21 protein-coding genes are annotated in these 22852 nt (G+C 40.3%); 12 read left to right on the top strand and 9 right to left on the bottom strand.

Annotation, left to right across the window (positions count from 1 at the left end; all coding sequences use genetic code 11):
- Positions 1-15: 15 nt before the first annotated feature.
- The 3 genes from LOC50_RS06185 to LOC50_RS06195 all read right to left on the bottom strand — a co-directional run bounded on the left by LOC50_RS06185 (position 16) and on the right by LOC50_RS06195 (position 3069).
- The gene (locus tag LOC50_RS06185) at positions 16-432 is read right to left on the bottom strand and encodes a SufE family protein (RefSeq protein ID WP_250653814.1); all 417 of its coding nucleotides are present in this window, start codon (positions 430-432) and stop codon (positions 16-18) included.
- 12 nt (positions 433-444) lie between these two features.
- Positions 445-1671: an aminotransferase class V-fold PLP-dependent enzyme gene (locus tag LOC50_RS06190; RefSeq protein WP_250653815.1), complete on the bottom strand. Its 1227-nt coding sequence runs from the start codon at positions 1669-1671 to the stop codon at positions 445-447.
- A gap of 111 nt (positions 1672-1782) precedes the next feature.
- Positions 1783-3069 carry a citrate synthase gene (locus LOC50_RS06195; RefSeq protein WP_036982594.1) on the bottom strand — a complete coding sequence of 429 codons (1287 nt, stop codon included), beginning with the start codon at positions 3067-3069 and terminating at the stop codon, positions 1783-1785.
- Between the two features lie 405 nt (positions 3070-3474).
- On the opposite strand from LOC50_RS06195, the gene sdhC reads away from it, so the two are divergent.
- The 8 genes from sdhC to sucD all read left to right on the top strand — a co-directional run bounded on the left by sdhC (position 3475) and on the right by sucD (position 13333).
- Positions 3475-3852: a succinate dehydrogenase, cytochrome b556 subunit gene (sdhC, locus tag LOC50_RS06200; protein ID WP_076916082.1), complete on the top strand. Its 378-nt coding sequence runs from the start codon at positions 3475-3477 to the stop codon at positions 3850-3852.
- Positions 3843-4190: a succinate dehydrogenase, hydrophobic membrane anchor protein gene (gene sdhD, locus LOC50_RS06205; protein ID WP_013465012.1), complete on the top strand. Its 348-nt coding sequence runs from the start codon at positions 3843-3845 to the stop codon at positions 4188-4190. Before sdhC ends, sdhD begins: the two co-directional genes overlap by 10 nt.
- Positions 4191-5963, top strand: a complete 1773-nt coding sequence (gene sdhA / locus LOC50_RS06210; RefSeq protein WP_036982597.1) for a succinate dehydrogenase flavoprotein subunit — start codon at positions 4191-4193, stop codon at positions 5961-5963.
- A gap of 10 nt (positions 5964-5973) precedes the next feature.
- Positions 5974-6690 (top strand): succinate dehydrogenase iron-sulfur subunit, encoded by a 717-nt coding sequence (locus LOC50_RS06215; RefSeq protein WP_008112091.1) that lies wholly within the window; start codon positions 5974-5976, stop codon positions 6688-6690.
- Between the two features lie 87 nt (positions 6691-6777).
- Positions 6778-9597, top strand: a complete 2820-nt coding sequence (gene sucA / locus LOC50_RS06220) for a 2-oxoglutarate dehydrogenase E1 component (protein WP_250653816.1) — start codon at positions 6778-6780, stop codon at positions 9595-9597.
- Between the two features lie 3 nt (positions 9598-9600).
- The gene (gene odhB / locus LOC50_RS06225) at positions 9601-11118 is read left to right on the top strand and encodes a 2-oxoglutarate dehydrogenase complex dihydrolipoyllysine-residue succinyltransferase (protein ID WP_138627015.1); all 1518 of its coding nucleotides are present in this window, start codon (positions 9601-9603) and stop codon (positions 11116-11118) included.
- 176 nt (positions 11119-11294) lie between these two features.
- The gene (sucC, locus tag LOC50_RS06230) at positions 11295-12461 is read left to right on the top strand and encodes an ADP-forming succinate--CoA ligase subunit beta (RefSeq protein ID WP_008464053.1); all 1167 of its coding nucleotides are present in this window, start codon (positions 11295-11297) and stop codon (positions 12459-12461) included.
- The gene (sucD, locus tag LOC50_RS06235) at positions 12461-13333 is read left to right on the top strand and encodes a succinate--CoA ligase subunit alpha (protein WP_024603036.1); all 873 of its coding nucleotides are present in this window, start codon (positions 12461-12463) and stop codon (positions 13331-13333) included. The genes sucC and sucD overlap by 1 nt, the downstream gene beginning before the upstream one ends.
- Before the next feature lie 78 nt (positions 13334-13411).
- Here the strand turns inward: sucD and LOC50_RS06240 are convergent, their stop codons facing one another.
- Complete coding sequence (locus tag LOC50_RS06240) at positions 13412-14482, bottom strand: DUF3083 family protein (RefSeq protein ID WP_069439502.1); 1071 nt, start codon at positions 14480-14482, stop codon at positions 13412-13414.
- 214 nt (positions 14483-14696) lie between these two features.
- On the opposite strand from LOC50_RS06240, the gene glnS reads away from it, so the two are divergent.
- A complete protein-coding gene (gene glnS / locus LOC50_RS06245) occupies positions 14697-16361 on the top strand; it encodes a glutamine--tRNA ligase (RefSeq protein WP_138627012.1) in 1665 nt (554 codons plus the stop codon).
- 70 nt (positions 16362-16431) lie between these two features.
- Here the strand turns inward: glnS and fur are convergent, their stop codons facing one another.
- The 5 genes from fur to LOC50_RS06270 all read right to left on the bottom strand — a co-directional run bounded on the left by fur (position 16432) and on the right by LOC50_RS06270 (position 18964).
- On the bottom strand, positions 16432-16875 hold the full coding sequence (fur, locus tag LOC50_RS06250; protein ID WP_036982608.1) for a ferric iron uptake transcriptional regulator: 444 nt from the start codon (positions 16873-16875) through the stop codon (positions 16432-16434).
- 182 nt (positions 16876-17057) lie between these two features.
- Positions 17058-17585: a flavodoxin FldA gene (gene fldA / locus LOC50_RS06255; RefSeq protein WP_250653817.1), complete on the bottom strand. Its 528-nt coding sequence runs from the start codon at positions 17583-17585 to the stop codon at positions 17058-17060.
- A 13-nt stretch (positions 17586-17598) separates the two neighbouring features.
- Positions 17599-17877 (bottom strand): LexA regulated protein, encoded by a 279-nt coding sequence (gene ybfE / locus LOC50_RS06260; RefSeq protein WP_008113775.1) that lies wholly within the window; start codon positions 17875-17877, stop codon positions 17599-17601.
- A gap of 2 nt (positions 17878-17879) precedes the next feature.
- On the bottom strand, positions 17880-18101 hold the full coding sequence (locus LOC50_RS06265; RefSeq protein ID WP_008113777.1) for a DUF2788 domain-containing protein: 222 nt from the start codon (positions 18099-18101) through the stop codon (positions 17880-17882).
- 95 nt (positions 18102-18196) lie between these two features.
- Positions 18197-18964, bottom strand: coding sequence for an alpha/beta fold hydrolase (locus LOC50_RS06270; protein WP_250653818.1), 768 nt, complete (start codon positions 18962-18964; stop codon positions 18197-18199).
- A gap of 314 nt (positions 18965-19278) precedes the next feature.
- Between LOC50_RS06270 and seqA the strand changes: the two genes are divergently transcribed.
- From seqA to astE, 3 genes are all read left to right on the top strand, one after another.
- Entirely contained in the window at positions 19279-19860 is a 582-nt protein-coding gene (seqA, locus tag LOC50_RS06275) for a replication initiation negative regulator SeqA (RefSeq protein ID WP_069439500.1), read from the top strand.
- Positions 19861-19869: 9 nt separating this feature from the next.
- Positions 19870-21507, top strand: coding sequence for a phosphoglucomutase (alpha-D-glucose-1,6-bisphosphate-dependent) (pgm, locus tag LOC50_RS06280; RefSeq protein ID WP_248473834.1), 1638 nt, complete (start codon positions 19870-19872; stop codon positions 21505-21507).
- 82 nt (positions 21508-21589) lie between these two features.
- Positions 21590-22642 (top strand): succinylglutamate desuccinylase, encoded by a 1053-nt coding sequence (gene astE, locus LOC50_RS06285; RefSeq protein WP_250653819.1) that lies wholly within the window; start codon positions 21590-21592, stop codon positions 22640-22642.
- Positions 22643-22852 lie beyond the last annotated feature (210 nt).

The following is a 22852-nucleotide window of genomic DNA, read 5'->3' on the forward strand; positions in this document are numbered from 1 at the left end:
GTATTTAAAAAGCGCTTAAAGCGCTTTTTGTTTGGCCATGGTTTGTATTGTTTCAACCATGGCTTTTACTCCATTGCCCCTTGACGCACTCAAATGACTGATTAAGCCAAGTTTTTCAAATTCATCATAAGCATTTACTGCTAACACTTCTTCGGGTGTTAAACCGTTATACAGGGCTAAAATTAACGCCAATAAGCCTTTTACTATGCGAGTATCAGAGTCTCCAATTACAACCAGTACATTCTCGGTTAGGTCAAACTCGACAAACATCCATACTTTACTCTCACAGCCAGGCACTAACGCATCATCTGTTTTTAATATATCGGCTAAAGGTGGCAGCGTTTTACCGAGTAACATAATTTCACGGTACTTTTGTTGCCAGCTACTACTGCTTTGAATACTTTTAGTTACGAGTTGATATGTGTGTGTCATTATTTATCCAAATTAGTCTAATAAAGCAATGCATTCTTTGAGTGCGGCAATAAATTGGTCTACATCTTTAGTCGTATTATAAAAAGCAAAACTCGCTCTCAATGAGCCATTTAGGTTTAAATGACTCATTAAAGGTTGGGTACAATGATGACCATTTCGTACAGCAACACCATAGCCGTCAAGTAAAGTTGACAGATCATAAGGATGTTCATTTTTATAATTAAAGCAAAGTGTGCCAATATTCGATTTGAGGTCGCTGTAGATAATAATACCGTCTATTTTGCTCAATGCGTTCGCTGCATAAATAAACAACTGCTGTTCATAGTGCTGTAATGTTTGCAGATCAAGCGCCATTAAATACTCAAGTGCAGCGCCAAAACCTAAAACACCGGCTATATTTGGCGTTCCTGCTTCAAATTTAGCCGGTGCATTACGATAAGTACTGTGCGTTAAGGTTACTTTTTCAATCATTTCACCGCCTGTTTGATAAGGCGATAGTGCATTAAGGGCTGTATAACGGCCATATAAACCGCCTAGCCCTGTTGGCCCCACCATTTTATGAGCAGAAAACACGTAAAAATCACAATCGAGCTTTTTTAAATTCGGTCTTAAATGCAGCGCCCCTTGTGCGCCATCGACTAAGGTTAGCGCGCCTACCGCCTTCGCTGAGGCTATTAAGGGGACTAAATCAGTAATATTGCCTAGCGCATTAGAAGCGTGAGTAATAGCCAGTAGTGCAGGGTCGGTGCGCTTAATCACTTCACAACACTGTGCTATATCAAACGTAGCATCTGCGTTAAGTGGTAAAGTTTTTAATGTTGCCCCGGTTTGCGCTGCTAGTTCTTGCCACGGCACGATATTAGCGTGGTGTTCGATTGGGCTAATTAAAATAGTGTCAGCAGCTGTTAATGTATTTCTTAAGCCATGAGCAACTAAGTTAATCGCTTCAGTGGCACCTTTGGTCCAGACAATTTCGCTACTGGTTACCTGAAAATAATCGGCAACGCGATGACGTACTTGCTCATAAGCCGCTGTAGCTTGCTCACTCAGCGTATGACGTCCACGGTGAACATTTGCATTCTGTGAGGTGTAAAACTGTGACGTAGCGTCAATCACGCATTGTGGTTTTTGTGTTGTTGCTGCTGAGTCTAAATAAACAAGAGGGTAGCCATTAATTGTCTGATTTAGGGTAGGGAAATCATTACGGATTGTTTTAGGATCAAACGAGGACACAGACATAGGCTCATAAAGTTAATCAAGTGGGCAGGAATTGTAATCTGTTTAAGATAATTCTCAAGTAGCAGTTAATAAAAAAGGCCGCAGAGGCGGCCTTATAAACTAACTTAATGCTTAGCGCTTGTCAGTTGCTTTATAATCACGGTGTGTTTTACCTGTGTAAAGCTGACGTGGACGGCTGATCTTGTGGCCAGGTTGAGAAAGCATCTCGTCCCAGTGTGAGATCCAACCTACAGTACGTGCCATTGCAAAGATTACAGTGAACATGCTGGTAGGGATGCCGATTGCTTTTAAGATAATACCTGAGTAGAAATCTACGTTAGGGTAAAGTTTCTTCTCAACAAAGTACGGGTCTTCAAGTGCAATTTGCTCTAGTTTCATTGCGATATCAAGCAATGGATCTTGAATGTTTAGCTCTGCTAACACTTCATGACATGTTTGACGCATTACTGTTGCACGAGGATCGAAGTTTTTGTAAACACGGTGTCCAAAGCCCATAAGACGGAACGGGTCCGCTTTATCTTTAGCTTTTGCTACGTATTCGTCAATGCGATCAACTGAGCCAATTTCTTCTAACATGTTTAAACATGCTTCGTTAGCACCGCCGTGAGCAGGGCCCCAAAGTGATGCAATACCCGCAGCAATACATGCATAAGGGTTAGCACCTGAAGAACCTGCTAAACGTACTGTAGAGGTTGATGCGTTTTGCTCATGGTCCGCATGAAGCATGAAGATTTTATCCATTGCTTTAGCTGTGACAGGGTTTACTTTGTATTCTTCAGCAGGCACAGAGAACATCATGTGTAAGAAGTTTTCTGCATAGCTTAAGTCATTGCGTGGGTATACAAATGGTTGACCGATGTTTGTTTTGTACGCCATTGCTGCAATTGTTGGTAACTTAGCAACTAATTTAATAGCGCTTGTTTTACGTTGAACTGCATCAGTGATATCCAGATCTTCATGGTAGAAAGAAGATAAAGCACCAACCACACCACATAGCATCGCCATAGGGTGAGCGTCAAAACGGAAACCTTGGAAGAAGTTTGCGATTTTTTCATCTAGCATAGTGCTACGAGTGATTTTTGTAGCGAAATCATCGTATTGCTCTTTAGTTGGTAACTCACCATTTAATAGTAAGTAGCATAACTCAACGTAGTTAGAGCTTTCTGCTAACTGTTCGATTGGGTAACCACGGTGTAATAAAACACCCTTGCCACCATCGATGTAAGTGATGGTAGATTCACAAGAACCAGTCGACATGAAACCTGGGTCATAAGTAAAGTGACCATGTGAGCCGAGTGTACGTACGTCAATTACATCTTGGCCAGCAGTACCTTGATAAATTGGAAGTTCGATTGGATCTAGCCCATCAATATGGACCGTGGCTTTCTTATCTGCCATCTATGTATCTCCTATTAAGATAACTATTCTGATTTTTATATTCTAAATCTATTCTAAGCATATCCCTACATTTTAACGTGAAAGAGGGGTATAAAGTCAATTTTTATAAGTATTATGCACATATGTATAATAAATATTCGGTATAGATTGAATATTATACCATTGGCTAATTCGCAAACGATTCAAAGTAAACAAGAATTGTAAAAGAGTCTCCGGCTATATATACTAATGGAGGTTTTTAACCAATTTGTATTTGGGTAAACTTTTTTTTACATAATAATTTTCATAAAAAGTGAACTTTATTAGTATCAATACGTTTATTTTGATAGTTCCACCAGAAACATTTGGTGGGTTTTAGAAAAACAAGTAGATGAGCCCCACTGTGGGCAAGATGGGCAAGTAACTGTGAAAAAGCAAAGACCTGTAAATCTAGATCTAACAACTATATCTATGCCGGCAACGGCTAAAGCTTCAATTTTTCACCGCGTCACCGGTGTTGCATTATTTTTTGCTTTAACGTTTGTCATTTGGGCTTGGTCAGAGTCTCTTTCTTCAGCTGAAGGTTTTGAATTCGTCAAGAGTCTGTTTAACGGATTCATTGCCAAATTTATAGCTTGGGGCACCCTTTCTGTATTGGGTTATCATCTTATCGGTGGTATCCGTCACATTATTATGGATATGGGGCATTGGGAAGAACTTGAATCAGGCAATACTAGCGCTAAAATTGCGATGGCACTTGGCGTTGTGTTTGCTGTATTGGCAGGGGTGTGGATATGGTCTTAAATCAAGCAACTCTTAAACGTGATGGCGTACAAGATTTTGTATCTTTACGCACAACGGCATTAATAATCAGCGCGTATGCAATCTTTATTATTGGCTATTTTTTAGCAATGCCAGAAGTCACATATGAAGCCTGGACAGGCCTATTCTCAAACCTAGCAATGAAAGGGGCAACGTTAATCACCCTAGTTTGCATTATGGTTCATACCCGTATCGGCCTTTGGCAGGTTCTTACCGACTATGTAAAGAACGCTAAATTGCGTGCTTTTTTAGGCTTTGTACTAAACCTAATGGCTGTTGCTTACGTAGCTGTGGGTTTAATCGTTTTATGGGGTGTTTAAGTGAAATATTCTGTTCGTGAATTTGACGCCGTAGTAATTGGTGCCGGTGGTGCAGGTATGCGCGCTGCTCTTGCTATTACTGAATCTGGCAAAACATGTGCGCTAATCTCTAAAGTTTTCCCGACACGCTCACACACTGTATCTGCTCAAGGCGGTATTACAGTCGCGTTAGGTAACTCGCATGAAGATAACTGGGAATGGCATATGTATGATACCGTTAAAGGTTCCGATTTTATCGGTGACCAAGACGCTATCGAATACATGTGTCAAACTGGCCCAGAAGCTATTACTGAATTAGAAAACATGGGCTTACCATTTTCGCGTTTTGAAAATGGCCGTGTTTACCAACGTCCTTTCGGTGGTCAATCGAAAAACTTTGGTGGTGAACAGGCTGCGCGTACTGCAGCAGCAGCTGACCGTACGGGTCATGCATTATTACACCTTCTTTATCAACAAAACGTTAAAAACAAAACCAATGTATTCTCAGAATGGTATGCACTTGATTTAGTTAAAAACGATAATGGCGATGTAGTGGGCTGTACAGCGATTGAAATTGAAACAGGTGAAATCACCTTCTTCAAATCAAAAGCAGTTGTGTTAGCGACAGGTGGTGCAGGTCGTATTTTCGCATCAACAACCAATGCTCACATTAATACCGGTGACGGTGTTGGTATGGCTGCACGTGCTGGTATTTCTATGCAAGACATGGAAATGTGGCAGTTCCACCCGACAGGTATAGCTGGCGCTGGTACGCTAGTAACTGAAGGTTGTCGTGGTGAAGGTGGTTATCTTTTAAATAAAGATGGCGAACGCTTCATGGAACGTTACGCACCAAATGCTAAAGATTTAGCGTCTCGTGACGTTGTTGCTCGTTCAATGATGACAGAAATTCGTGAAGGTCGTGGTTGTGATGGTCCTTGGGGTCCTCACCTCAAGTTGAAACTTGACCACTTAGGTGAAGAAACGCTTAACTTACGTCTTCCAGGTGTATGTGATCTTGCTAAAACATTTGCTCACGTTGACCCTGCAAAAGAACCGATTCCAGTTATCCCAACATGTCACTACATGATGGGTGGTGTGCCAACAAACGTAAATGGTCAAGTACTTAACATCGATGCTGCTGGCAACGAAAAAGTAGTACAAGGTTTATTTGCTGTTGGTGAGATTGCCTGTGTATCTGTACATGGTGCTAACCGCTTAGGTGGTAACTCATTACTTGATTTAGTTGTATTTGGCCGTGCAGCAGGTAACTTCTTAGGTGAATACCTAAATGACGTTGAAATTTCTAAAGCGGCTTCAGAGTCTGACCTAGAAGCGTCTCTTGCGCGCTTTAACCGTTGGGAAAACTCAACAACTGGTCAAGGCGAAGACCCAGTTCAAATCAAGAAAGACCTACAACAATGTATGCAGCTTAACTTCTCGGTATTCCGTGAAGGTGATTCAATGGCTACAGGTCTTACTGAACTTAAAGAAATCCGTGAACGTTTACAGCACGCGCGTCTTGATGACAAATCATCAGATTTTAACACCATGCGTATTGAATGTTTAGAACTAGACAACTTAATGGAAACAGCTTACTCAACTGCAGTAGCTGCAAACTTCCGTACTGAAAGCCGTGGCGCACACTCTCGCTTTGACTTCCCAGATCGTGATGACGAAAACTGGTTATGTCACTCAATATTTAATCCGGTAACGGATGAAATGAGCAAGCGTAAAGTAAACTACGAGCCTAAAACACGTGAAGCTTTCCCACCTAAAGCACGTACCTACTAGGAGCGAGACGATGGCACAAGTACAATTTTCAGTTTATCGTTACAATCCGGATGTTGATAATGCACCTCGTATGCAAGATTACACTTTGCAAACTGAGGAAGGCCAAGACATGATGGTATTGGATGCACTTTTACTATTAAAAGAGCAAGATCCTACACTATCGTTTCGTCGTTCATGCCGTGAAGGCGTGTGTGGTTCAGACGGCGTAAACATGAATGGTAAGAACGGTTTAGCATGTATTACTCCTTTATCTACGCTGCAAAAAAATGGCAAAGGTAAAATCGTAGTGCGTCCATTACCTGGACTTCCTGTTGTTCGTGACCTTGTTATTGACATGAGTCAGTTCTACACTCAATACGAAAAAGTAAAACCGTATCTAATTAATGATGAGCCTGCTGCAGGTGAACGTCTTCAATCTATCGAAGAACGTGATAAATTAGATGGGCTTTACGAGTGTATTTTATGTGCATGTTGTTCTACATCGTGTCCTTCTTTCTGGTGGAATCCAGATAAGTTTATAGGTCCAGCAGGCCTTCTTCATGCTTACCGTTTCTTAGCTGATAGCCGAGACACAGCAACAGAAGAGCGTTTAGCTGACTTAGACGATGCATTCAGTGTGTTCCGTTGCCACAGTATCATGAACTGTGTTAGCGTTTGTCCTAAGGGTCTTAATCCGACCAAAGCAATTGGACAAATAAAATCTATGTTATTAAACCGCTCGGTTTAATTTCTAGTAGACGAAAGATGGCTAATAATTTATTAGCCATCTTGTTATATAACTATTAATTTCTGCGCTAAAAAAAAGGGCTTATAAATGCACGAAGGTGTGATGAAGGCATGGCTAGAATCTTCACATTTAAACGGCGGTAACGTTGCTTATGTTGAAGAGCTTTATGAAGCGTATTTAGACGATGCGACTTCGGTGCCAGAAGAATGGCGAGAAGTGTTCGAACAGTTACCAAAAGTAGATGGTGTGGATGTTGAAGTAAAACATTCAGAAGTTCGTTCACAATTTGCGGCGCTTGCTAAAAACAAGCATAGAGAAGTAGTGGTAGCAGAGGGCAGTGGTGGCGACCTTAAACAGGTTAAAGTACTGCAACTTATTAATGCTTTCCGTTTTCGGGGACACCAAAATGCAAACCTAGATCCACTAGGTATTTGGCAACGAGAACGTGTACGAGATTTAGAGCTAGAGTACCACGACTTATCGGATGCTGACTTTGACCGCGAATTTAACGTAGGATCGTTTGCCGTTGGCCGCGATACTATGCCTTTAGGTGAGTTATACCAAGCACTAAAAACCACTTATTGTGGTTCTATTGGCGCCGAGTATATGCACATCACATCAACAGAAGAAAAGCGTTGGTTACAACAGCGTTTAGAGTCTGTTCAGTCTAGGCCAAAATTTGATAAAAATGAAAAGCTACGAATCCTCAAGGGATTAACAGCGGCTGATGGTCTTGAAAAATATTTAGGGGCTAAGTTCCCGGGTGCTAAGCGTTTCTCACTTGAAGGTGGCGATGCGTTAGTGCCTATGTTAAAAGAGCTTATTCACCGTGCCGGTGAAAGTGGCCAAAAAGAAGCCGTTATTGGTATGGCTCACCGCGGTCGCTTAAATGTTCTTGTTAATGTGCTAGGCAAAAATCCATCAGAACTTTTTGATGAGTTTGCTGGCAAGCACAAAGAAACGTTAGGCTCAGGTGATGTTAAATACCACATGGGTTATTCATCAGATTTTGCGACTAAAGGTGGCAACGTGCATATGGCACTTGCGTTTAACCCGTCGCATTTAGAAATCGTAAACCCGGTGGTTATGGGCTCTGTGCGTGCACGTCTTGATCGTCTTAATGACAAAACAGGTAGCAAAGCACTTCCAATCACTATCCACGGCGACTCAGCAATTGCAGGTCAAGGTGTTGTTCAAGAAACGTTTAACTTATCGCAAACTAATGCATTTAGTTGTGGCGGTAGTATCCGTATTGTTGTTAATAACCAAGTTGGTTTTACAACAAGTAAAAAAGACGACGTACGCTCAACTGATTACTGTACTGATATCGCGAAAATGGTTCAATCACCAATTTTCCACGTAAACTCTGACGATCCTGAAGCGGTTGCTTTTGTAACGCAACTCGCGCTTGATTTTAGAAATCAGTTTAAACGTGACGTTGTGATTGACCTTGTTTGTTACCGTCGCCATGGTCATAACGAAGCTGATGAGCCTAACGCTACACAGCCAATTATGTACCAAAAAATTAAAAAACACCCAGTACCTCGCTTAATCTACGCGGATCAGCTGATTTCTGAAGGTTCTTTCACAGAAGATGAAGTGAAAGCGCTTGCAGATGATTACCGTAATGGTTTAGACGATGGCAACTGTGTTGTTGAAGAAATACAGCCAGAAACATCACACTCTTCAGATTGGGCTAAGTATGTAGGCCATGAATGGAGTGTTGATTACGATGCTAGCGTGCCAGTTGAAAAACTGAAAGAGCTTGGTAACATAGTTGCAAGTTACCCAGAAGAGTACAAAGCACAATCTCGTGTTAAAAAAATATACGATGATCGTAAAGCAATGGCTGCTGGCGAAAAACCACTTGATTGGGGTATGGCAGAAACTTTAGCGTATGCAACTATTGCAGCTGAAGGCACTGATATTCGTCTAACTGGACAAGATTCAGGCCGTGGTACCTTCTTCCACCGTCATGCGGTTGTTCATAGTCAAAAAGATGGTGCAACGTATTTACCATTACAGAACCTTAGTGAAGACCAAGGTACGTTTGAAGTTTTTGATTCGGTACTGTCTGAAGAAGCGGTATTAGCATTTGAATATGGTTATGCAACTGCAGAGCCGACTTCATTAGTATTGTGGGAAGCACAATTTGGTGATTTCGCTAATGGTGCACAGGTGGTATTTGACCAGTTCTTAAGTTCAGGTGAGCAAAAGTGGGGTCGCTTATGTGGCTTAACCTGCTTGTTACCTCATGGCTATGAAGGTCAGGGTCCAGAGCACAGCTCGGCTCGTCTAGAACGCTTTTTACAACTTTGTGCTGATCACAACATGCAAGTATGTGTGCCATCAACACCGGCGCAAGTGTACGCAATGTTACGTCGTCAATCAGTTAGACCACTGCGTCGTCCACTGATTGTAATGACACCGAAATCGTTATTACGTCATCCATTAGCAACATCGACACTTGAAGAGTTATCTCAAGGTGTGTTCCACAATATCATTGATGAAATTGATGAGATTGATGCTAAGAAAGTAGAACGTGTTGTATTTTGTAGCGGCAAAGTTTATTACGAACTATTACAAGAGCGTCGTAAACTTGAGCAAGACAATATTGCAATTGTTCGTGTTGAACAGCTTTATCCGTTCCCACATGACGAAATGAAAGCAATTATTGAACGTTACCAGCACGTTACTGATTTTGTGTGGTGTCAGGAAGAGCCGCAAAACCAAGGCGCTTGGTACTGCTCACAACATCACTTTGTTGATGCAATTCCTCAAGGTGCAAAATTGAAATATGCAGGTCGTAAGGCGTCAGCATCTCCTGCATGTGGATATATGTCAGTACATACTAAAGAACAACAAGCGCTCGTTGCCGACGCGCTTACTATAGAAAAGAAAGGATAAGCAATGAGCACAGAAATTAAAGTTCCTGTTCTTCCTGAGTCGGTTGCAGATGCTTCCGTTGCTACATGGCATGTAAGTGTTGGCGACAAAGTAAGCCGTGACCAAAACTTAGTAGATATTGAAACAGACAAAGTGGTTTTAGAAGTGGTTGCACAAAATGACGGTGTGATCACTGAAATTTCACAAGAAGAAGGTGCTACGGTACTTGGTGACCAAGTGATCGGTTTAATTGGTGATGCGCAAGAAGCATCACCTAATAAAGAGCCAAAAGAAGATAGTTCAGCATCAGAAAAATCAGAAGACGCGCCGGCGGCGCAATCAGCACCAGCATCAGAAGGTAAAGAAGTGGATATTAAAGTACCTGTACTTCCAGAATCAGTTGCAGACGCAACAATTGCTACTTGGCATGTTCAACCAGGTGACGCGGTAACACGCGATCAAAACTTGGTAGATATCGAAACAGATAAAGTTGTACTTGAAGTGGTTGCCCAAGAAGACGGCGTTATGGGTGAAATCATTCATGACGAAGGCGACACTGTTCTTGGTGAGCAAGTAATTGGTAAAGTAAAAGCAGGCGCTGCACCCGCTAAATCTGACGTTAAAGCAGATGCTAAAGCTGCCAAAGAAGAAAGCTCAAGCGACAGTTCAGATGTGTTAACGCCATCTGTTCGTCGTTTAATTGCTGAGAAAGGCCTTGATGCATCAAAAATCAAAGGTTCAGGCAAAAATGGTCGTGTGACTAAAGAAGATGTTGATCAATTCTTAAAATCACCTGCGCCAGCAGCAAAAGCTGAAGAAGCGCCAGCAGCACCTATGGGTGACCGTACGCAAAAACGTGTGCCTATGACACGTTTACGTAAAACCATTGCGAATCGCCTTCTTGAAGCGAAAAACTCTACTGCAATGTTAACTACATTTAACGAAGTTAACATGAAGCCAATCATGGATCTTCGTAAGCAGTACCAAGAAGTATTTGAAAAGCGCCACGGTATCCGTTTAGGTTTCATGTCTTTCTACGTGAAAGCAGTGACTGAAGCGTTAAAGCGTTTCCCAGATGTAAATGCATCAATTGATGGCGATGATATTGTTTACCACAACTATTTTGACATCAGCATTGCTGTTTCTACACCTCGTGGCTTAGTAACACCTGTACTTAAAGACTGTGACAAGCTATCTGTTGCAGAAATCGAAAAGGGGATTCGTGAGCTAGCGCTTAAAGGCCGTGATGGTAAGCTAACGCTTGACGATATGACCGGCGGTAACTTCACTATTACTAACGGTGGTGTATTCGGTTCGTTACTATCTACTCCAATTATTAACTTACCGCAGTCTTCAATTTTGGGTATGCACAAAATCCAAGATCGTCCAATGGCTGTAAACGGTAAAGTTGAAATCTTACCTATGATGTACTTAGCGTTATCGTACGATCACCGCCAAATCGATGGTAAAGAATCAGTTGGTTTCTTAGTAACAATTAAAGAGTTACTTGAAGATCCAACACGTTTACTGCTGGATGTTTAATTAAGTAGTATGAAATATAAGCTGTGAGTTAAAATCACAGCTTTTTTTTTGTGCCTATGGTCATACTGGGGTTTTCATGTAGCGCCATGAGATCTATACTAGGCATGCAATTTGGGATAGTTGTTTATTTGCATAAATATTCAACTCTTTTAATATAAAAAATTGGATAAAGCATCATGAATTTGCATGAGTATCAGGCAAAACAACTTTTTGCCGAATATGGTTTACCAGTTTCTCAAGGTTTCGCTTGCGATACACCTGAAGAAGCTGCAGCAGCTGCTGAAAAGATTGGCGGCGATATGTGGGTTGTTAAAACTCAGGTTCACGCAGGTGGACGTGGTAAAGCTGGCGGTGTAAAGCTAGTTAAAACTATCGACGAAGTTAAAGCGTTTGCAGCTAACTGGTTAGGTAAAAACCTAGTTACTTACCAAACAGATGAGAAAGGCCAGCCAGTTGCTAAAATTTTAGTAGAAAGCTGTACTGACATCGCTAACGAACTGTACCTAGGTGCTGTTGTTGACCGTGCTTCTCGTAAAGTTGTGTTCATGGCGTCTACTGAAGGCGGCGTTGAAATTGAAACTGTTGCTGAAGAAACACCAGAACTTATCCACAAAGCTGAGATCGATCCATTAGTAGGTCCTCAAGCTTACCAAGCACGTGAGCTTGGTTTTAAATTGGGTCTTAATCCAACGCAAATGAAACAGTTTGTTAAGATCTTCATGGGTCTTGGTAATATGTTCAACGATTTCGATTTTGCATTACTTGAAATCAACCCGCTAGTAATCACAGATGAAGGTAACCTTCACTGTCTAGATGGTAAAATCGGTATCGATGGTAATGCACTTTACCGTCAACCTAAAATCCGTGAAATGCACGATCCATCTCAAGAAGATGCGCGTGAAGCTCACGCAGCAAGCTTCGAGCTTAACTACGTAGCCCTTGATGGTAACGTAGGTTGTATGGTTAATGGTGCAGGCCTAGCAATGGGTACTATGGACATCGTAAACCTACACGGTGGCAAGCCAGCTAACTTCTTAGATGTTGGTGGCGGTGCAACGAAAGAACGTGTATCTGAAGCATTCAAAATTATCCTTTCAGATGACAACGTTAAAGCTGTTTTAGTTAACATCTTCGGCGGTATCGTTCGTTGTGACATGATTGCAGAAGGCATCATTGGCGCAGTTAAAGAAGTAGGTGTAACAGTACCAGTAGTTGTACGTTTAGAAGGTACTAATGCTGAACTAGGTCGTGAAGTACTTGCTAAGTCTGATCTAAACATCATCGCTGCTGAATCATTAACAGACGCGGCTGAAAAAGTTGTTGCTGCTGCGGAGGGCAAATAATGTCTGTATTAATCAATAAAGATACAAAAGTTATCTGTCAAGGTTTCACTGGTGGTCAAGGTACTTTCCACTCAGAGCAAGCGCTTGAGTACGGTACACAAATGGTTGGTGGTGTAAGCCCAGGTAAAGGCGGTCAAACGCACCTTGGTCTTCCAGTATTTAACACAGTACGTGACGCTGTAGAAGCAACTGGCGCAACTGCATCAGTTATCTACGTACCAGCACCTTTTTGTAAAGATGCAATCTTAGAAGCAATCGATGCGGGCATCGAGCTAATTGTTTGTATCACTGAAGGTATTCCTACACTTGATATGGTTGACGTTAAAGTTAAACTAGATCAAACAGGTACACGTATGATCGGTCCTAACTGTCCAGGTGTTATCACTCCTGGTGAGACTAAGATTGGTATCATGCCTGGTCACATCCACAAGCCTGGTAAAGTAGGTATTGTTTCTCGCTCTGGTACTTTAACGTACGAAGCGGTTAAGCAAACTACAGATGCTGGTTTTGGTCAGTCTACGTGTGTTGGTATTGGTGGCGACCCAATCCCAGGTACTAACTTTATCGACGTTTTAGAAATGTTCGAAAAAGACGACCAAACTGAAGCAATCGTAATGATTGGTGAAATTGGTGGTACTGCAGAAGAAGAAGCTGCAGAGTACATCAAAGCTAACGTAACTAAACCTGTTGTTTCTTACATTGCTGGTGTTACTGCACCAGAAGGTAAGCGTATGGGTCACGCTGGCGCAATCATCGCAGGCGGCAAAGGTACTGCTGATGAGAAATTTGCTGCATTAGAAGCTGCGGGCGTAAAAACTGTACGTTCACTTGCTGATATCGGTAAAGCACTTAAAGAAAAAACAGGCTGGTAATCAGCGGTTATTCTTTAAAAAAGGCTCGCAATTGCGAGCCTTTTTGTTATTTATAGCAAGAGTATAAAGCCCTTAATTTTAAAACGGGTAACTGATATGCTGAAAAAAGCGTACAGCTAAATCTTGGCGTTGTTTATTAATTGCTAGCTCATCACATAAGCCATGAATAGTTTTTTCTACTTGGTTCATAAAGCGACCATAGCCAATTTCATGTTTATTATGCTCAGCTGCCACAATGACAAAATGCAGCGTCTCTACTAGTTTATTTTCATCAAAAAATACTTTCATTTGTGGCGCTGAATCTTCTATATCAAAACTAATTTTTTGTAGTTCCACATTTCCCTCATTTCGATCTACTTGGCTGTTGCGAATTATTGGCATTGCGCCATTAGCAACCATCGCAGCGTGCGTGAGTTTATTATCTTCACATAACTGGGTAAATAGTTTTGAAAAGTGAGAGTAGAATGGCTGGTAAGTCTGGCTGTTAATTTCACTCTGAAACTGCGTTTTAATATTACGTGACACGGGAATAGAGAAGGTGACATAAGTCATTTCAGCATGGCTACTAGGTATCGCGCATTGTCTGGATTGATAACGAGGGTATAAACTTCTTAGTTTATATCCATAGCTTTCTTTATTACCTTTTTCTTTAGCGAATAAATCATAGGTTAAATGTTGATGATCGCGCAGCTTAAAGCTTGGCTGGTCTAAAAATAACTGATCTTGTAAATGACTCAATACTTTTTGTACATTGGTATGAAATTGCGCAGAGTGGGCACGTATATCTTCACCAGTAGCTAAAAACAATAGGCGTATTTTTTTACTTTGCTGATTTTGTGTGTGATGTAGTTTATGCGCTTCATGGTAACGAGGGTTATAAAAAAACAACATTTGCTTATCGGTTTCAAGTTGGTAAGACTCATCATGAAATCTCACCACGGGGAGTTTGTCATTTGCGAGTAAATGGACATTATGCAGTTCATATTCATCACATAATGCAAATAACTGGCGCGCAATTCGTTCATAGCAAGTATTTATATTAGTGAAGTTTTTATAAAAATCGTCATTAGGTGTAATTTCAGCTAATAAGTAATGATTTGCACGTGCATTACTTGGAATATATATGCGGTGTTGATTTAATGAGGCCATCTTCGTTCCTTTAAGTTGGGGTTATTCATTTACTATAAATCGCTTTAATGACTTTAATATTGCGCTAAAACAAATTTTGCTCATAAACTATCCCTTATCTAACAAACTTTGGTAATAACTGCATAAACCCGCATCTATTACTGTATGTTAAGGTTGGTTTTTGTAATAATGCAGTAGTTTTGTTATCACGCAATATACAGAGGTTTATAATCCTATGGCGGAAATCGAGAATCGCCCAAATAACTTTATTAGAACCCGAATTGATGAAGATTTAGCAAGTGGAAAACATGCCACAACGCATACCCGTTTTCCACCTGAACCTAATGGCTTTTTACATATTGGCCATGCAAAATCAATTTGCCTAAATTTTGGTATCGCCAAAGACTATAACGGTTTATGTAACCTTCGTTTTGACGATACAAACCCAGAAAAAGAAGATATTAACTACGTTAATTCAATTAAAGAAGACGTACAGTGGTTAGGGTTTAATTGGGATGGTGAGATTAAGTATTCGTCAAACTATTTTGATCTGCTTTATGGTTATGCGGTAGAGCTTATTAATAAAGGCTTAGCGTATGTTTGTTTCTTAACTGCTGATCAAGCTCGCGAATACCGTGGTACATTAAAAGAGCCTGGTAAAAACAGCCCATACCGCGAAACATCACCTGAAGAAAACCTCGCATTATTTGAAAAAATGCGTAACGGTGAATTTAAGGAAGGTGAATGTGTCCTTCGCGCTAAAATAGATATGGCCAGCTCATTTATGGTGCTGCGCGATCCAATTATATACCGTATACGTTTTGCTAATCATCATCAAACAGCGGATAAGTGGTGCATTTACCCAATGTACGACTTCACGCATTGTATTTCTGATGCACTTGAAGGCATTACTCATTCATTATGTACGTTAGAGTTCCAAGATAACCGTCGTTTATATGACTGGGTATTGGATAACATCAGCCTTGAATGTCACCCGCAACAAATTGAGTTTTCACGTTTAAACCTTGAATACACAATTATGTCAAAGCGTAAGCTTAATGACTTAGTGGTTAATAAGCACGTAGAAGGGTGGGATGATCCGCGTATGCCAACCATTGCGGGTCTGCGTCGTCGTGGTTATACACCGGCATCTGTGCGTGAATTCTGTCAGCGTATCGGTATTACTAAGCAGGAAAATATGGTTGAAATGGGCATGCTTGAAGCGTGTATCCGTGATGACTTAAACGAAAATGCTCCGCGTGCAATGGCTGTACTTGATCCACTGAAAATTGTGATTGAGAATTATGAAGCCGATAAAGTAGAAACACTTTCTGTGGCTAATCACCCAAATAAAGAAGAAATGGGTCGCCGTGAAGTGCCTTTCACGCGTGAAATTTTTATCGAACGTGAAGATTTCCGTGAAGAAGCGAACAATAAATTTAAACGTTTAGTGCTTGATAAAGAAGTACGCTTACGTGGTGCTTATGTGATTAAGGCAGAGCGTGTTGAAAAAGACGACAATGGTGAAATTACCACTATTTACTGTACTTACGATCCTGAAACATTGGGTAAAAATCCAAGCGATGGTCGTAAAGTAAAAGGGGTTATTCATTGGGTATCTGCGCCTGAGTCAGTGACAGCTGAAGTACGTTTATATGACCGTTTATTCAGTGTGCCTAACCCTGCAGCCGCAGAGGATTTTGAAAGCACGTTAAACCCAGACTCATTAGTGGTTATTTCTAATGCTAAACTTGAACCTTCATTGGCTAATTCTGTACCTGCACAAGGTTTTCAGTTTGAGCGTACCGGTTATTTCTCACGTGATACTAAATCAGAAAACCTGGTATTTAACCAAACGGTAGGCTTACGTGATTCGTGGGCTAAAATAGAGCACAAATAATATGCTCTATTTTATAGTTATAAAAAAACCTGCTTAATCGCAGGTTTTTTTTATTAAACTAAATAGGCTTTTAACTATTGCTTTGCGCAAACGCTTTACACACGTCTTTATCTTCACATTCGCCATATAGGTAAAGAGAGTGATTGGTCAGCTTAATACCGTTTTCTTCAGCTATTTCAAGTTGACGACGTTCAATTAAATCATCTTCAAACTCAACAACCTTGCCACATTTTAAACACACTAAGTGGTCATGGTGAGTGCTGCCAGAAAGTTCAAATACTGACTTACCGCCTTCAAAGTGATGACGGCTCACAATTCCTGCATCATCAAATTGATTTAAAACACGGTAAACAGTCGCAAGACCAATTTCTTCGCCTAGATCTAATAAAACCTTGTAAACATCTTCAGCGCTTATGTGTTGGTTATCTGGAGATTGAAGAATCTCTAAAATTTTAATACGCGGTAAAGTTACCTTTAGCCCGGCTTTTTTAAGTTCCAAGTTATGATCAGTCATTAAATCTGTCTCAATTTTATTTAGTTATACTAGACATCTTGCAAGATGTACTCGTCACAATAACAGTTAGGATAACGTGCCTTAGCAGGAAGTGCAAAGAACAAGTGATCTATATCAATATTAACGCGGAAAATGCTAACTGTTTGATAATATTTTAAACAGTTAGCATTAAAAAGGGGGGATTAATCTGCTAACTCACTTAAGCACATTTCATCATATACCTGAGCACACCATTGCTTAACGCGCTGCTCAGTCAATTCTGGCTGACGGTCTTCATCAATACCTAAACCAACAAAATGCTTGTCATCAGCCATGGCTTTTGATGCTTCAAAATCATAACTGTCTGTAGGCCAATGGCCTACAACAATAGCGCCACGTTCTGTTACGATATCGTTAATCATGCCCATAGCATCTAAGAAGTATTCTGCATAGTCTTCTTGGTCGCCACAGCCAAAAATAGCCACTAATTTACCTTCAAAGCTTACTTCTTCAAGTTCAGGAAAAAAATCATCCCAATCACATTGCGCTTCACCATAATACCAAGTTGGAATACCGAATAAGATCAGATCAAACTCAGCAATCTCTTCTTTAGAGCTTTTTGCAATGTCATGCACAGCAACGAGCTTTTTACCCAATTCTTTTTGGATCATTTTTGCTACGTGTTCTGTGTTACCTGTGTCACTTCCGAAAAAAATGCCTACACTTGCCATGGATTTAAACCTTTTATCTATCAATAGCCAATCTTTCTTGTAAAATTGTTTCGATCAACGCACTGCGGCTAATATTTTGTGCATCTGCCATATCACTCAGTGCCTGATACAGCTGTGACGAAACTTTAAATTCAACACGCTTTAAACCACGTGCCTTATCTCTTTTTATTTGATTACGTTTATTAACCTTTAACTGCATATCCCGAGGAAGGGGATTCGTTTTAGGCCTACCTGGACGTTTCTCGTATTCAAATAAATCAAGCGTTGTTCTATCTGTTTCTGACTTGGCCATGCTTAACCTACACCCGCACCTTGCCAAAATACCTGAATAAGTCCTTTGGCAATAAAGCCAGAGCAACCTAAAAAGAGTACCAGCCACACAATATAACGACCAAATTTAGGCACATTGCCGCTTTTCAGTACGTCTTTAATTGCCAAGCCGATAAAAATAAAAATACCTGCTAAGCCAAAATACAACCCTAAGGTATCAAATTCGTTAATAAACTGACTGACCATCGACGTATAACCTTTAAATTAGACGGCGCGTACTATAGCACATAAATCTTTAATTATTTAGTGTGATAAATCAAAAACACGCCATAAAAATAACATTAAACTGCAGTTAAAAAATCATTGATTGCTTTGTTTACAGCCTGTGGTTTTTGGGCATGTAACCAATGACCCGCACCATGAATAATTTTTGCTCTGACGTTTTTAAATAGCGCATTAATCGCTTCGCGATGCTCGGTTAAAATGTAGTCAGAGTCATTACCTTTAATAAACAGAGTTTCGCACAAACAAGAATTATTTGCATTAATGTTTGCGACAATAGTTGAATATTTATCATCGAGCACAGGTAGATTAAACCGCCAAACAAAGTGCCCATCATCATTTTTATATAAGCTTTTTAATAAAAACTGACGTACACCTAACTCCTCTATATACGGTTGCATTACTAAATCAGCTTGCTTTCTATCACTAATATCTGCATTTTTTACTGCATTTAAAGCCTCAAGTATTTGAGTATGGCGCGCAGGGTAGCTCACAGGCGCAATATCAAGAACCACTAGTTTATCGACTAAATCAGTATGGCTCAGCGCTATTTGCATCGCCACTTTGCCGCCCATAGAGTGCCCAACCAGATGCGCTTTTTGTATATTTAATGCCGTCATTAAATCAACAACATCATTAGCCATTGCAGTATAATCCATTTCATCGCTGTAGGGGGAAAGGCCATGATTACGTAAATCAACGTTGGTTACACAAAAATGCTCGCTTAATGGTTTTGCAATCACATTAAGGTTTTCTAAAGAGCCAAACAGTCCATGGATCAAAATAACATTTGGACCTTGACCAATTTGTTTGTAATTTAATTGCATAGACGTCTCCTTCAATTTTGCGCATAGTTTGCCGAGCATTACCCTAAAAAGCAAAAAATACAGATATTATTTAAACGTTATGTACAAATATACCTAGCTCCCTGATTATTTGGTCGATATTAATTATTTATATGTTAAGGCAGTGAGGGTTTAAAAGTGATTTATACTCGTCATAGGTTTTAAAACTGGAGTAACTATTATTTGTAATAATGTCTTGCCTAAATCGCTTTTAATTCTAACGACGCTCGCATCTTGAGGTGATTTGGGTATAATCATATCGAAAGAAAAATGTGACCCGTAATGACAGGAAGAACATGAAACAAATCGACATAGACGACGAGTTATATCAGTACATTGCAAGCAACACACAGAGTATTGGTGAGAGTGCATCCACTATTTTACGTCGTTTATTAAATCTTAACGGCGAAAAAATTAACACCAAACAAGACACTGATCATAAAAATGAAACCGTTAGTGTGTCTAATTCACCATTAGAACAACCAATAGCAGACGTTGAACAGCCAACCCAAGTGGCAAAACCGCCGGTAAATAAAAAAAATGCAAACGTATTTAATATTTTAAATAAAGAAGAATTGGCGATGCAAAAAGGCGTTGTAGGTCGTTTCTTATTTATTTTAAGTGCATTTTATCGAACCCATAAAACAGATTTCTCTGCGGTGCTAGATATTAAAGGTCGAGATCGTGTTTATTTTGCGACCAGTAAAGAAGACTTAGTGAATAGCGGTAGTAGTATGAACCCAAAAAATATCACTGACAGTGAATATTGGGTGATGACCAATTCTAATACCACGCGTAAAAAAATGATGCTGCATGAAGTTGCACTTAGTTTAGGCTATAGCAACGAGCAAGCTGAAAAAATTCGTGATTATCTTTAAGGAAAGACCATGGCAATTCATTCCGGCGCAGGTAAAACTGCACCACAATCGGCTTTAGTGAATGTACCAAAGTTAGTGTCTGCGTATTATTTAAATGAGCCTGACTTAGAGCAAAACCCCGAGCATTGTGTTGCATTTGGCACCTCAGGGCATCGAGGCTGTGCCTACGATGTAAAATTTAACGAATCACACATATTATCAATTACCCAAGCTATTTGTGATTACAGAAAACAGAACGATATATTTGGTCCGTTATTTTTAGGTAAAGATACCCACGCACTGAGCGAGGCGGCCTTTAACTCAGCAATTGAAGTGTTGGTTGCTAATGAAGTCCAAGTGATCACCCAAGAAAATGGTGACTTTACTCCAACGCCAGTTATTAGCCATGCTATTGTTAGCTATAATAAAAATCATCCAAATGAGCTTGCCGATGGCATTGTAGTGACTCCATCTCATAATCCACCAGAAGATGGCGGTTTTAAATATAACCCGCCCAATGGCGGTCCTGCAGATACAGACGTTACAAAATGGATTGAAGACAGAGCCAATCAATTATTATTAGAAGACTTAGTTGAAGTAGAACTGTTTCCTTTTGCTAAAGCTTCACGTTCTGGTTTTATTCGCTACGAAGACTTAATGACGCCTTATATTGATGATTTAAAAAACATTATTAATTTAAAAGCGATTAGCGATGCAGGCATCAAGATTGGTGTTGATCCATTAGGTGGCTCAGGCATTAACTTTTGGCCAGTGATTGCGCAAAAATATAATTTAGATTTAACGGTCGTTAATGACAGTGTTGATCCGCGTTTTGCATTTATGCCGCTTGATAAAGATGGCAAAATTCGTATGGATTGCTCATCACCTTATTCAATGGCTAATTTAATTGCCCTTAAAGATGATTTTGATTTATCGATTGGTAATGACCCTGATTATGACCGTCACGGCATAGTAACACCAGATGGGTTAATGAATCCTAATCACTTTTTAGCCGTAGCGATTGACTATTTACTAACGCATCGTGATTGGGATGCCAGTGTTGAAATCGGTAAAACCCTTGTTTCTAGCTCAATGATTGACAAAGTAACTGAGCGCAACAAGCGTAAAGTAAAAGAAGTACCCGTTGGCTTTAAATGGTTTGTTGAGGGTTTAAACAAAGGCAAATTGGCCTTTGGTGGTGAAGAAAGCGCTGGTGCGGCTTTCTTACGTTTTGATGGCACGGTTTGGTGTACAGATAAAGATGGCTTTATTATGGGGTTGCTCGCCGCTGAAATTCTTGCAGTTACGGGTAAAACCCCGTCTGCGCTGTATAAAGAACTAGAGCAAGAGTTTGGTGCGCCACTTTATAAACGCCTAGATGCGCCAGCAACGCCTGAGCAAAAGTCGCGATTAAAAGCACTCAGTGCTGATGACGTAAAAGCAGATACCTTAGCGGGTGAGCCTATTTTACAAAAGCTAACTCATGCGCCAGGTAATAATGCAGCTATTGGTGGGCTAAAAGTGGTAACTGAAAGCGGCTGGTTTGCGGCGCGTCCGTCAGGTACAGAAGATATTTATAAAATTTACTTAGAATCATTTAAAGGCGAAGAGCACTTAACCTTATTAGAAAAAGAAGCTAAAAAACTGGTTGATTCAGTGATTAGCTAATATGCAATTACAACTAAAAGCGGCTGATTTTATCAGCCGTTTTTGTATCTATAATTTACAAAAAAAAAGGGCTTTTATCGTTATGTCAGCCACTGCAGAATATATTAATCAATTAAAACAAGATGGTGATTTTTTAACGCTTTCGCGAAACCATGAATGGCATTTAGAGGCAGGTCAGTTTACGCTTAACAACCAGACTAAAGTAACCATTCACGATACCGGAGTGATTGAGTTTGAACCAGATTGTATAACGTCAAAAAATGTGGTGCTATCCAGTGCCATTCATGGCAATGAGACAGCCCCCATTGAAATTTGCGATGAACTCATTAAACACATTATTAGTGGGCAACTTGAATTACAACAGCGTGTTTTATTTATTTTTGGTAATCCTAAGTCAATTAATATTGGTAAACGATTTGTAGAAGAGAACTTAAACCGCTTGTTTAACGGCCACCACACTGTTGATGGTATAGCGATGAACGACGAACGCGTTCGCGCTGGTAAACTTGAGCAATATGTTAGCGATTTTTATGCGCGTTCAGAGCAGGGTACGTATCGCTGTCATTATGATTTACATACCGCTATACGCGGTTCTAAAAACGAAAAATTTGCTGTTTACCCATTCTTACATGGCAAACCTTGGAAAAAGTCGCAACTGCAGTTCTTATTAAGCTGTGGTGTAAATACAGTATTGATGATGAAGTCGCCTGCTACCACGTTTAGCTACTATTCGTCGTTTGTGCATGGGGCTGACTCATTTACTGTGGAGCTTGGGCAAGTGAAACCCTTTGGTGAAAACGACATGTCACGCTTTGCAAAAACAAAACAAACTCTAACTGCATTAATTAGCCAAAAAGAAGTAAAATACCCAGAATTTAATGCAAGCGACTTTGAGTTGTTTTCTGTTCATCGTACTATTAACCGCACAGAGCAAAACTTTAGTTTTCCGTTTTCTGACGATGCCGAGAATTTTACAGGGTTTGCAAAGGGTGAGCTTTTAGCCACCGATGGCGATAATGCCATATATGCCGACGTAGAAGGGGAAGCAATTATTTTTCCTAACGCACAGGTTGCCATTGGGCAACGTGCATTACTCACGGTAGTCCCTATGCAAGTGGATAGCCGCTTTAGCTAAATCAACACATCAGACCACTTGTTATGAAAGTTTAACCAGCTGATTAATAAGTGGTTAATTATATGTATAGTTAACTTGCCAGTTTTTTGCTCATTATTTATTTTTGTTTGGTCACAGTTTTGTTGAATAACACTTTACGTTAACGTAAAGTGTTGGCAGCTTTAATTAAATACAGTGCAGATGTTGCAAAGTTTATTCAGCAACTATCAC

This window comes from Pseudoalteromonas sp. SCSIO 43095, assembly GCF_023650455.1.
Classification (GTDB): domain Bacteria; phylum Pseudomonadota; class Gammaproteobacteria; order Enterobacterales; family Alteromonadaceae; genus Pseudoalteromonas; species Pseudoalteromonas tetraodonis.